This is a genomic window from Amycolatopsis australiensis, assembly GCF_900119165.1.
GTDB lineage: Bacteria > Actinomycetota > Actinomycetes > Mycobacteriales > Pseudonocardiaceae > Amycolatopsis > Amycolatopsis australiensis.
In genome coordinates, this window is the sequence record NZ_FPJG01000006.1 from 3,866,112 (window position 1) to 3,879,804 (window position 13,693).

Here is a 13,693-nt window from a genome sequence, read left to right on the forward strand (position 1 = left end):
GGGTCCGCCGGAGATGCCGAGTCTAGGGATTTGCGGGTGCCGCGTGCGGTTCACTCGAGGCGACCACGCCGTGAACCTGGAGGTACCTGGTGGCAGTGTCTTCGGACAAGGACAAGGTCGTCGAAGCGCTCCGGGCGTCCTTGCGGGACAACAAGCGGCTGCGGGAACAGAACGACCGGCTCGCCGCGGCGTCGCGCGAACCCATCGCCGTCGTCGCCATGGGGTGCCGGTTTCCCGGCGGGGTCGCCACGCCCGAACAGCTGTGGGAGCTGCTTGTCGACGGCACCGACGCCATCTCCGCCTTCCCGGCCGACCGGGACTGGCCCGCCGGTGAGCTGGCCAGCAACACCGCCGAGGGCGGGTTCCTCGACTGCGCCGGCGACTTCGACCCCGCCTTCTTCGGGATCTCGCCCCGCGAGGCGCTCGCCATGGACCCGCAGCAGCGGCTGCTGCTCGAAGTCTCCTGGGAGACCTTCGAACGCGCCGGGCTCGACCCGCGCGGCCTGCGCGCCGGCGACACCGGCGTCTTCATCGGCTGCAGCAACCAGGCCTACGGCACCACGGACGTCCCCGACGAGCTGCGCGGCCACCTGCTCACCGGCAACGCCGTGTCCGTCGCGTCCGGGCGGCTGGCCTACACCTTCGGTCTCGAAGGACCCACCGTCACCGTCGACACCGCGTGCTCGTCGTCGCTGGTCGCGCTGCATCTCGCCGTGCAGGCGCTGCGCGCGCGGGAGTGCTCGATGGCGCTCGCCGGCGGGGTCACCGTCATGGCCACGCCCGCGGTGTTCGTCGAGTTCACCAGCCAGGGCGGGGTTTCCGCGTCCGGGCGGTGCCAGTCGTTCGCCGACACCGCCGACGGCACCGGCTGGGGCGAAGGCGCCGGCGTGCTGCTGGTCGAGCGGCTGGCCGACGCGCGCCGCAACGGCCATCCCGTGCTCGCCGTCCTGCGTGGCTCCGCGGTCAACTCCGACGGCGCGTCCAACGGCCTCACCGCGCCCAACGGCCTTTCGCAGCAACGCGTCATCCGCGCCGCCCTCGCCAACGCCGGCCTGGAACCGTCCGAAGTGGACGCGGTCGAGGCGCACGGGACCGGGACCACGCTCGGCGACCCGATCGAAGCGCAGGCCCTGCTGGCCACCTACGGCCGGAACCGCGCCCATCCGCTGCGGCTCGGCTCGATCAAGTCCAACATCGGGCACACCCAGGCCGCCGCCGGCGTCGCCGGGGTGATGAAGATGGTCCTGGCGCTGCGCCACGGCGTGCTGCCGCGCACGCTGCACGTCACGCGGCCGTCGTCGCAAGTGGACTGGACGCGCGGATCGGTCGAGCTGCTGACGGAGAACGCGCCGTGGCCGGACACCGGCGCGCCGCGCCGGGCCGGGGTGTCCTCGTTCGGCGTCGGCGGCACCAACGCCCACGTCGTCCTCGAAGCGGCCGAGGCCACGGCGGAGCCGGAGGGGTCAGGGACACCTCCCGGCCCCGCCGTGTGGCTGCTGTCGGCGCGGACCGCCGAGGCGCTGCGCGCGCAGGCCGGCCGGCTGCGCGAGCACGCCGGTGACCGCCGGCCGGGCGACGTCGGCCTGACGCTGGCCACCGCCCGCACCGCCTGGGAGCACCGCGCCGCCGTGGTCGGCGGCACCGTCGAAGACCTCGTCCGCGGCCTGGACGCCGTCGCGGACGGCAAGCCGTCGGCCGCGGTGGTCCACGGGGTCGCCGCGCCGCCGGGCAAGACGGCGTTCGTCTTCCCCGGCCAGGGCGCGCAGTGGGCCGGGATGGCCGTGGATCTCCTGCGCGAGTCGCCGGTTTTCGCCGCCCGGATGGAAGAATGCGCGGCGGCGCTGGCTCCTTACGTGGACTGGCCGCTGACCGGCGTCCTGGGTGACGCGGCGGCTCTCGAGCGGGTCGACGTCGTGCAGCCGGCGTCGTGGGCGGTGATGGTGTCGCTGGCGGCGCTCTGGCGGGCGCACGGGGTCGAGCCCGGCGCGGTCGTCGGGCACTCCCAGGGTGAGATCGCCGCCGCCGTGGTCGCGGGCGCACTGTCCATCGAGGACGGTGCGCGGGTGGTCGCGCTGCGGAGCAGGCTCATCGCCGAGCGGCTCGCCGGCCGGGGCGGGATGGCCTCGGTCGCGCTGCCGCCGGCGGAGGCGGCCGCGCGGCTGGACGACCGGATCGCGGTGGCGGCGGTCAACGGCCCGGCCTCGGTGGTGCTGTCCGGCGAGCCCGCGGCCCTCGACGAGCTGATCGAAACCCTGGTCGCCGAAGGGATCCGCGCGCGTCGCATCCCGGTGGACTACGCCTCGCACTCCGCGCACGTCGAGACCATCGAGGACGAGCTGCTCGCCGCGCTGGCCCCGATCGTCCCGCGCGAACCCGTGATCCCGGTCCAGTCGTCGGTGCTCGGCGACCGGGCCGGGGACATGGACGCCGCCTACTGGTACCGGAACCTGCGCCTGCCGGTCCGGTTCGACGCCGCCGTGCGCGGCCTGGCCGCGGCCGGGTACACCCGGTTCGTCGAGGTGAGCGCCCACCCCGTGCTCGCCGCCGCCGTGCCGGAGACGTGCGGGGACGCCGAGCCCGTCGTCGTCGGCTCACTGCGTCGCGGCGACGGCGGCCTGCCGCGCTTCCTGACGTCTCTGGCCGAGTTCTGGAGCCGCGGTGGTGAAGTGGAGTGGGCCGGGCTGTTCCCCGGCGCCCGGCTCACCGACCTGCCCACCTACCCCTTCCAGCGCGAACGCTTCTGGCTGACCGGCCCCGAGCGGACGGTTTCCGCTGCCGACCCGGCCGGCGAGCAGTTCTGGTCCGCTGTGGACAGTGGCGACGCCGGCGCGCTCGCCGAGTCGCTGAACCTGGACGCGTCGGCGCTCACGGACGTCCTGCCCGCGCTCACCCAGTGGCACCGGCGCCGCCGCGAACAGTCCGTTGTGGACGGATGGCGGTACCGCATCGCCTGGCAGCCCGCGACGCTGCCCGACGCGGGCTTCGGCGGCCGCTGGCTGGTCGTCGTCCCGGCCGGGCACGCGGCGGACGAGCTGGCCGGCGGCCTGGCCGCGCACGGCGCCGAGCCGGTCCTGCTGACCGTCGACCCCGGCGCCGGCCGGGCCCGGCTCGCCGAACTGCTCGCCGGGGCCGCCGAGGACGTCTCCGGTGTGCTGTCCCTGCTCGCTTTCGCGGATGACGGCCTCGCCGCCACCGTCGAGCTGGTCCAGGCACTGGGCGACGCCGGGGTGCCCGCGCCGCTGTGGCTGCTGACCCGCGGCGCCGTCGCCACCGGCCGCGCCGACCGGCTGACCGGCCCGGCGCAGGCCCAGATCTGGGGCATGGGCCGGGTGGCGGCCCTGGAGCACCCGGACCGCTGGGGCGGCCTCGCCGACCTGCCCGAGCGCCTCGACGAGCGCGCGATCGGCAGGCTCTGCCGGGTGCTCGCCGGGACGAGCGGCGAGGACCAGGTCGCGGTCCGCGCGTCCGGGATCCTGGTCCGCCGCCTGGTGCCGGCGCCGCTGGGTCCCGGCGGGGCGGGGGAGTGGCGGACGAGCGGGACCGCGCTGGTCACCGGCGGCACCGGCGCGCTCGGCGCGCACGTGGCCCGCTGGCTGGCCGCGGCGGGGGCCGAACACCTCGTCCTGACCGGCCGCCGCGGTCCCGGCGCGCCCGGCGCCGCCGAACTGCGGGAGGAACTCGAGGCGCTCGGCGTCGAGGTGACGATCGCCGCGTGCGACGTCGCCGACCGCGACGCCCTGGCCGCGCTGCTGGCCGGCGTCGAGCCCCGGACCGTGGTGCACGCGGCCGGGCTGGGCCGCTCGGCGGCCCTCGACACCACCGGCCGCGCGGAGATCGACGACACGCTGCGCGCGAAAGTCGCCGGCGCCGCCAACCTGGACGCCCTGCTTCCCGCGGACCTCGACGCCTTCGTGCTGTTCTCCTCCAACGCCGGGGTCTGGGGCGGGGGCGGCCAAGCCGCGTACGCCGCGGCCAACGCCTACCTCGACGCCCTCGCCCAGCACCGCCGCGACCGCGGTCTCCGCGCGACGTCCGTGGCGTGGGGTGCCTGGGCCGGCGCGGGCATGACCGGCGACGCCTCCGGGGAACAGCTGCGCCGCCGGGGCGTCCGCGCGATGGACCCCGCGCTCGCGCTCACCGTGCTGGGACAGGCACTGGCGGCCGACGAGACGTTCCTCGCCGTCGCCGACGTGGACTGGGCGCGGTTCGTCCCCGCCTTCACCGCCGCCCGCCCGCGGCCGCTGCTCGACGAGCTGCCGGAGGTCCGCCGCGTCCTCGAGACCGCGCCCGGGACGTCCGGTTCTTCCTTGGCCCGGGAACTTTCCGGCCTCAGCGAGCGCGCGCGGGCCGAGGCCCTGCTCGACCTCGTGCGCGCCGAGACCGCCGCCGTGCTGGGCTACCCCGGGCCGGAGGCGGTCGAGCCGGACCGGGCCTTCCGCGACCTCGGCGTGGACTCGCTGATCGCGCTGGAGGTGCGCAACCGGCTCGTCGCGGCGACCGGGCTCGCGCTGCCCGCCGTCGTCCTGTTCGACCACCCGGACCCGCGGCGGCTCGCCGCGCTGCTCGGACGCGAGCTGCTCGACACCGGCCCGGTGGCGGCCGATCGGCTCGGGTCCGAAGCCGACCGCGCCGAGCCGATCGCCATCGTCGCCATGGCGTGCCGGCTGCCCGGGGACGTCCGGTCGCCGGAAGACCTGTGGGACCTCGTTTCCGCGGGCGCCGAGGGCCTCTCGGCGTTCCCTGCCGACCGCGGCTGGGACCTCGACGCGGTGACCGGCGTCGGCGGGTTCGTCCACGACGCCGACGAGTTCGACGCGGACTTCTTCGGGATCTCGCCACGCGAGGCGACGGCGATGGACCCGCAGCAGCGGCTGCTGCTGGAAAGCGCCTGGGAGCTCTTCGAGCGCGCCGGCATCGACCCGCGGTCCCTGCGCGGCAGCAGCGCCGGCGTGTTCGTCGGCTGCGGCACGCAGGGCTACGCGACCGGCCACGCCGGAGCGGCCGACGAGGTTGAGGGGCACCTGCTGACCGGGAACGCCGGCGCGGTCGTGTCCGGCCGGGTGTCCTATGTGCTCGGCCTCGAAGGTCCCGCGGTGACCGTCGACACGGCCTGCTCGTCCTCGCTGGTGGCGCTGCACCTGGCCGCCCAGTCGGTCCGCTCCGGCGAGTCCTCGATGGCGGTGGCCGGCGGGGTCACGGTGATGGCGACACCCGGCGCGTTCCTGGAGTTCGGCAAGCAGGGCGGGCTCGCCGCGGACGGGCGGTGCAAGGCCTTCGCCGACGCGGCGGACGGGACCGGCTGGGGCGAGGGCGTCGCGCTGGTGCTGGTCGAGCGGCTCTCGGACGCGCGACGGCTCGGCCACCCGGTGCTGGCGCTGCTGCGTGGCTCGGCGGTGAACTCCGACGGCGCGTCGAACGGCCTGAGCGCCCCGAACGGCCCGTCCCAGCAGCGGGTGATCACCGCGGCGCTGGCGAACGCGGGCCTGGCACCGTCCGATGTGGACGCCGTCGAGGCGCACGGGACGGGCACCGCGCTCGGCGACCCGATCGAGGCGCAGGCCCTGCTGGCGACCTACGGCCGGGACCGGGAAGAGCCGCTGTGGCTGGGGTCGGTGAAGTCCAACATCGGCCACACGCAGGCGGCTTCCGGTGCCGTGGGCGTGCTCAAGATGGTGCTGGCCATGCACGGCGGGACGCTGCCGAAGACGCTGCACGTCGACCGGCCGTCGGAGCGGGTGGACTGGACGGCGGGCGAGGTCCGGCTGCTGACGGAGGCCCGGCCGTGGCCGGCGGGCGAGCGGCCGCGGCGTGCGGGCGTGTCCTCGTTCGGGGTGAGCGGCACCAACGCCCACGTCGTCCTCGAAGAGCCGCCCGCGGTTCCGGCCGCGCCCGGCGCGCCGGAGCCGGGCGTGCTGCCTTGGGTGCTGTCCGGCCGGACCGGGCAGGCCGTGCGCGACGCGGTGAGCGGGCTGGCCGGCGTCGGCGGTGACCCGCTGGACGTCGCGTTCGCCTTGGCCGCGCGCACGCCGTTCGAGTACCGGACCGTGGTGGTGGGCGACGGCCGCGACGACCTCCTGGCCGGGCTCGCCGCGGCGGCACCCCAGGGGGCCGAGCCGGGGAAGACGGCGTTCCTCTTCCCGGGCCAGGGCGCGCAGCGCGCCGGGATGGGGGCGGAGCTGTACGCCCGGTTCCCGGTGTTCGCGGAGGCGTTCGACGCGGTGTGCGTGTACCTCGACCGGGAGCTGGACCGGCCGTTGCGGGACGTCGTCTTCGGCTCCGGAGACCTGCTGGACCGGACCGGCTACACGCAGCCCGCGCTGTTCGCGGTCGAGGTGGCGTTGTTCAGGTTGCTGGAGTCGTGGGGCGTGCGGCCGGACCACGTGGCCGGGCATTCGATCGGTGAGCTGGCGGCGGCGCACGTCGCCGGGGTGTTCTCACTGGCCGACGCGGCCAAGCTGGTGGCGGCCCGGGCGGGCCTGATGCAGGCGCTGCCGGGCGGCGGCGCGATGCTGGCCGTGCAGGCCACCGAGGACGAGGTCACGCCGCTGCTGGGCGACGGCGCCGGCCTGGCCGCGGTGAACGGGCCGGAAGCCGTGGTGGTGTCCGGCGAGGCCGGCGCGGTCGCGGCGGTCGAGCGGCAGTTCGCCGCGCTGGGCCGGAAAACCGGCCGGCTGGTGGTGTCCCACGCCTTCCACTCGGCCCTGGTGGACCCGATGCTGGGCGAGTTCGCCCGCGTCGCCGGGGAAGTGACCTACGCGGCGCCGGAGATCCCGCTGGTGTCCACTGTGTCCGGACAGCTCGCCGGGGACGAGATCCGCACCCCGGAGTACTGGGTGCGGCAGGTCCGCGAGCCGGTGCGGTTCGCCGACGCCACGCGGACCCTCGCCGGGGCCGGGGTCACCCGGGCGCTCGAACTCGGCCCGGGCGGTGTGCTGTCCGCGTTGGCGGCCGTGCCCTCGGCACCCGTGCTGCGCAAGGACCGCCCCGAATACCCGAGCCTGCTGTCCGCGCTGGCCGACACGCACACGCGGGGGCACACCGTCGACTGGGTGGCGGTCCTGCGCGCGGCCCACCCGGGGCATGCGCCGCGGGCCGTCACGCTGCCCACTTATCCGTTCCAGCGCACGCGCTTCTGGCTGGAGACCTCGACGCGTCCCGAGCCCGACGAAGCGTTCTGGACGGCTGTCGAGAACGAAGACTTCGACGCCCTGGCGGCGTGGCGGGAACGCCGGCGACCGCGGCCGCCGGTCTACGACGTCACCTGGGAGCCCGTGGCCGAGCCGCCCGTCGCGCCGGCGGGCCGCTGGCTCGCCGTCGTCCCCGCCGGCGCGGACGCCGACCTGCGCGCGGCGTTGCCGGCCGACGTCCTCGAAGTCGCCGCCGGCGACGACCGGGCGTCCCTCACCGCGAGCCTGCGGGGCCGGGAACCCGCCGGCGTGGTGTCCACCTTGGACGTCGCTGGTCAGCTGGCCCTGGTCCAGGCCCTCGGTGACGCCGGGATCGACGCGCCGCTGTGGTGCCTCACCCGCGGCGCGGTCGCCGCGGCCGACGGCGATGTGCCGGACCCGGCCCAGGCGATGGTCTGGGGCCTCGGGCGCACGGTCGCGCTGGAGCAGCCGCACCGCTGGGGTGGCCTGGTGGACCTGCCCGCCGACGCCGGCGAGCCGGCACTGCGCCGGTTGTCCGCGATCCTCGGCGGCACCACCGGCGAAGACGAGATCGCCGTGCGCGGCACCGGAATCCTGGCCCGCCGCCTCACCCGCCCCGGCGTCGTGAATGGGAAACAGCGTGCTAACCCTGTTCCACACTCACGACCGGACTGGCGGCCCGGCGGCACCGTCCTCGTCACCGGTGGCACCGGCGCGCTCGGCCGGCACGTCGCCCGCTGGCTGGCCGGCGCCGGGGCCGGACGCCTCGTCCTGCTCAGCCGCCGCGGCCCGGACGCGCCCGGCGCGGCGGCCCTGCGCGACGAGCTGACCGGGCTCGGCGCCCGCGTCGACATCCTGGCCTGCGACGTCGCCGACCGGGAGGCGCTGGCCGCGGCCCTCGGCACCGCCGGTGACCTCACCGCCGTCTTCCACACCGCCGGGGTGCTGGCCGACGGCGTGCTCGAAGCCCTCACCCCGCAGCGGCTCGCCGAAGTCGTCGACGCCAAGGCCGGTTCCGCCCGGCACCTGCACGAGCTGACGGCCGGGCACCCGCTGGAGGCGTTCGTCCTGTTCTCCTCCTGCGCGGCCACCTTCGGCGCGGCGGGCCAGGCCAACTACGCGGCCGCCAACGCCTTCCTCGACGCGCTCGCCGAACGGCGGCGGGCCCAGGGACTGCCCGCGACGTCGATCGCCTGGGGGCCGTGGGCCGACGGCGGGATGGCGGCGGCCCACGGCGAGCACCTCGGCCGCACCGGGCTCGTCCCGCTGGGGCCCGGCCGGGCGGTCGCCGCGCTCGGGTCCGCGATCGGGCACGCCCGCGCGGCGGTCACCGTCGCCGACGTCGACTGGGCCCGGTTCGCGCCTGCGCTCACCACGCACCGCCCGCGCCCGCTGATCGCCGGCCTGCCCGAAGCGCGCCGGCACGCCCCGGCGGCCACGGACTCGCTCGCCGGCCGGCTCGCCGGGCTGTCCACCGCGGACGCCGACCGGCTGCTGCTCAAGGTGGTGCGGGAACAGATCGCGTTCGCGCTCGGCCACCGTTCGGCCGACGACGTCGCGCCCGGCCGCACGGTCAAGGAGCTGGGCTTCGACTCGCTGACCGCGGTCGAGCTGCGCAACCGCCTCGACACCGCCACCGGCCTGCGGCTGCCCGCCACGCTCGCGTTCGACTACCCGACCGCGACGGCGCTGGCGGCCCACCTGCGCGCGGAGCTGCTCGGCGCGGCCGGACCGGCACCGGCCGCGGCGGCCGCGCCGGACGCCGGCGAGCCGATCGCCATCGTCGGCATGAGCTGCCGCTTCCCCGGCGGCGTGCGGAATCCCGATCAGCTCTGGGCGTTGCTCGCCGAGGGCCGTGACGCGGTGACGGAGTTCCCGGCCGATCGCGGCTGGGACACCGACGCGCTCTACGACCCCGATCCCGGCCACGCCGGGACGACCTACGTGCGCGAAGGCGGGTTCCTCGACGGCGCCGCCGGGTTCGACGCCGGGTTCTTCGGGATTTCGCCGCGCGAGGCGCTGGCCATGGACCCGCAGCAACGGCTGCTGCTGGAGGCGTCCTGGGAGGCGCTGGAGGCGGCGGGCATCGACCCGCTGTCGGTGCGCGGCGCGCCGGTCGGCGTCTTCGCCGGCACCAACGGGCAGGACTACACCGCGGCGCTGCACTTCGGCGCGGAGAACGTCGACGGCTACCTCGCCACCGGCAGCGCCGGCAGTGTCCTTTCCGGACGGATCTCGTACGAGCTCGGGCTGGAGGGCCCGGCGATGACGGTGGACACCGCGTGCTCGTCGTCGCTGGTCGCGCTGCACCTCGCGGCTCAGTCGCTGCGGGCGGGCGAGTGCTCGCTGGCGCTGGCCGGCGGCGTCACGGTCATGGCGACTCCCGGCCTGTTCGTCGAGTTCAGCCGCCAGCGCGGGCTCGCCCCGGACGGGCGGTGCAAGGCCTTCGCCGACGAAGCCGACGGCACCGGCTGGGGCGAGGGTGTCGGCGTCCTGCTCGTGGAGCGGCTTTCGGACGCGCGGCGCAACGGCCATCCGGTGCTCGCGATCGTGCGGGGCTCCGCGGTGAACCAGGACGGTGCGTCGAACGGCCTGACCGCCCCGAACGGCCCGGCCCAGCAGCGCGTGATCACCGCGGCGCTGGCGAACGCCGGCCTCGAACCGTCCGATGTGGACGCCGTCGAAGCGCACGGCACCGGGACGACCCTGGGCGACCCGATCGAGGCGCAGGCCCTGCTGGCTACCTACGGCCAGGACCGCGAACAGCCCCTGTGGCTCGGCTCGATCAAGTCGAACCTCGGTCACACGCAGGCGGCGGCGGGTGCCGCCGGGGTGATCAAGATGGTGCTGGCGCTACGCCACGGCCTGCTGCCGAAGACCCTGCACGTGGGTGCGCCGTCGCGGCACGTCGACTGGGGCGGCGGCGCGGTGTCGCTGCTCACCGAAGCCCGGCCGTGGCCCGCGCACGACGGCCCGCGCCGCGCCGGCATCTCGTCGTTCGGGGTCAGCGGCACGAACGCGCACGTCATCGTCGAGCAGGCACCCGAACCACCGGTCGAGTCCACTGTGGACGTCCCGGAAACCGTGACCGCCTGGGTGGTCTCGGCCCGTTCGGCGGCCGCGGTCCGTGACCGCGCGGCCGCGCTGGCGGACCTGCCGGAGCACAGCGCCGCCGAGATCGCCTGGTCGCTGGTCAGCACGCGCTCGACGTTCGAGCACCGCGCGGTCGTCCTCGGCGAAGACCGGGACGAGCTGACCGCCGGGCTGCGCGGGCTGGCCGGCGGCGCGCCCGACGCCGCCGTCGTCACCGGAACCGCCGCGGCCGCGGGGGAGACGGTGTTCGTCTTCCCGGGCCAGGGCGCGCAGTGGGCCGGGATGGCCGTCGGGCTCCTCGGCGAACCCGTCTTCGCGGCCCGGCTCGCCGAATGCGCCGCCGCGCTGGCCCCGCACGTGGACTGGTCGCTCACCGAAGTCCTGGCCGACGCCGACGCCCTGCGGCGGGTCGACGTCGTGCAGCCGGCGTCCTGGGCCGTCATGGTGTCCCTGGCCGCGTTGTGGCGCTCGGCGGGGGTCGAACCCGACGCCGTGGCCGGGCACTCGCAGGGCGAGATCGCGGCCGCGGTGGTCGCGGGCGGCCTGTCACTGGAGGACGGCGCCAGGGTGGTCGCGTTGCGCAGCAAGGCGATCGCCGCGGGGCTCGCCGGGCGCGGCGGCATGGCTTCGGTCGCGCTCGGCGCCGAGCGTGCCGGGGAGCTGCTGGCGGACTGGCCGGACATCGCGATCGCCGCCTACAACAGCCCGTCCTCGACGGTGGTGTGCGGCGATCCGGCCGCGCTCGACGAACTGATCGCCCGCTGCGAGACCGGCGGTGTCCGGGCCCGGCGCATCCCGGTCGACTACGCGTCGCACTCGGTGTACGTCGAGGGAATCCGCGACGAGCTGCACGAGGTTTTGGCCGGACTGCGGCCGCGCACGGGCGAAATCCCGTTCTATTCCGCCGTGACCGCGGAGCCGGTCGGCACCGCGGGCCTGGACGCCGGGTACTGGTACCGGAACCTGCGCGAGCCGGTCCGGTTCCGCGAGACGACCGAGGCCCTGCGCGAGCGGGGACACCGGTTCTTCGTCGAGGTCAGCCCGCACCCGGTGCTGCTCAGCGCGATCCAGGAGACCCTGGACGACACCCCGGCCGTCGTCGTCGGGACACTCCGGCGCGGCGAGGGCGGCCCGCGCCGGTTCCTGACCTCGGTGGCCGAGCTGTGGACGCAGGGCCACGACGCCGGCTGGACGGCGCTCGTCCCGAAGACGCGCACGATCGGGCTGCCGACCTACCCCTTCCAGCACCGGCGGTTCTGGCCGGCGGCCGCACCGGACGCACCGGCCACCGCGTCCGCCGCCGACCCGGTCGACGACCGGTTCTGGGCCGCGGTGGAACGCGAGGACCTGGCGTCGATCGCCGGCACGCTCGCCGTCGCGCCGGAACCTCTGGGCGACGTGCTGCCGGCCCTCGCCGCCTGGCGGCGCACCCGGCTCGACCAGGCCGCCGTGGACAGCTGGCGCTACCGGATCACCTGGAAGCCGCTCGCCACCGAAGACCGCGCCCTGTCCGGGACGTGGCTGGTCGTGACGCCGGAGGGCGGCGACCACCCCTGGCTCGACGCGGCGCGGCGAGCCGTCGAAGAGGCGGGCGCCACCGCGGTCCCCGTCCCGGTCGGGACCGTCGACCGGGCGACGCTCGGCAAGCGGCTGGTGGACCTCGCGCCGGTCGACGGCGTGCTTTCGCTGCTGGCCCTCGACCCGGCCGCGCACCCCGCGCACCGGGGACTCGCGCGCGGGGTCGCGAACACCCTGCTGCTAAGCCAGGCGCTCGGCGACGCCGGGATCGCCGCGCCGCTGTGGCTGGCCACGGCGGGCGCGGTGGCCACCGGCCGGGCCGACGCCGTGACGGACGCCGCGCAGGCCCAGGTCTGGGGCCTGGGCCGGGTCGCCGGCCTGGAGCACGCCGACCGCTGGGGCGGGCTGGTCGACCTGCCCGCCACGACCGACGAGCGCGACCGGCGGCGGCTGACGTCGGTGCTGGCCGCGGCGGGCGACGAGGACCAGGTGGCCGTCCGCGCGCCGGGCGTGCTCACCCGCCGGCTGGTGCCCGCGCCGCTCGGCGACGGCGCCCCGGCCCGGGACTGGCGGCCGTCCGGCACCGTGCTGGTCACCGGCGGCACCGGCGCGCTCGGCGCGCACGTCGCCCGCTGGCTGGCCGCACGCGGGGCACCGCGGCTGGTGCTCACCAGCAGGCGCGGCGAGACGGCGCCCGGCGCGGCGGGGCTCCGCGAGGAACTGGCCGCGCTCGGCGCGGACACGACGATCGCGGCCTGCGACGTCGCCGACCGCGCCGCGCTCGCGGCGCTGCTCGACGGGCTGGCCGCGGCGGGCGAGCCCGTGCGGGCGGTGTTCCACGCGGCCGGGATCGTGCAGGGCACGGCACTGGACGACACCGGCCTGCCGGAGTTCGCCGAGGTGGTCTCGGCGAAGGTGGCCGGCGCCACGCACCTCGACGAGCTGCTCGGCGACCTCGACGCGTTCGTCCTGTTCTCCTCCAACGCCGGCGTCTGGGGCAGCGGCGGGCAGGGCGCCTACGCCGCGGGCAACGCCTTCCTCGACGCGCTCGCCCAGCGCCGCCGGGACCGCGGGCTCACCGCGACTTCGGTGGCCTGGGGCGCCTGGCAGGGCGCGGGCATGGCGGGCGACAACGACGCCGAGGAGCACCTGCGCCGCCGCGGCGTCGGCGCGATGCCGCCGCCGCGGGCGTTGCTCGCGCTGGGCCAGGCTCTCGACCGCGACGAGACCGTGCTCACGGTCGCCGACGTCGACTGGGACCGGTTCGTGCGGGGCTTCACCGCCGCGCGGCCGCGACCACTGCTCGACGACCTCCCCGCGGTCCGGCGGGCCCGGCAAGCGCAGGCGGCCGAACCGGAAGCGGCGCCGGAGTCCCTCGCCGACCGGCTGGGGGGCCTGCCGCCCGCCGAACGGGAACGGGTGGTCCTCGACCACGTCCGTGCCGCCATCGCCCGGGTGCTCGGGCACGCCGGCGCCGAGGAGGTCGACGCGCAGCGGCCGTTCAAGGAGATCGGCTTCGACTCCCTGACGGCGGTCGAGCTGCGCAACCGCCTGCGCGCGGCGACCGGGCTCAAGCTGCCCGCCACGCTCGTCTTCGACCACCCGACCCCGGCGGCACTGGCCGGGTTCCTGCGCTCGGCGCTGGCCGGCGACCGGGTCCCGGCACCGGCGGCGGCCCTGGCCGAGCTGGACCGCATCGAGGCGCTGGTTTCAGGGGTTTCCCCAGAGGATGCCGCCTTCGGCCTGATCACCGGCCGACTTCGGACCATGCTGGACAAGCTGGGGGAAGCACGGGCGTCCGACGGCCGTCCCCGCGTCGCCCAGCGGCTCGAAGGCGCGACGGACGACGAAATATTCGACTTCATCCACCGGGAGCTCGGCAGGTCGTAGCAAGCCCGCGCCGGTGGACCGCACGAGGACCACAGGCGAGGGCG

1 protein-coding gene is annotated in these 13,693 nt (G+C 76.5%); it reads left to right on the forward strand.

Annotation, left to right across the window (positions count from 1 at the left end; translation table 11 throughout):
* Positions 1 to 95: 95 nt before the first annotated feature.
* On the forward strand, positions 96 to 13,649 hold the full coding sequence (locus tag BT341_RS19615) for a type I polyketide synthase (RefSeq protein WP_072477681.1): 13,554 nt from the start codon (positions 96 to 98) through the stop codon (positions 13,647 to 13,649).
* The last annotated feature ends 44 nt before the right edge of the window (positions 13,650 to 13,693 follow it).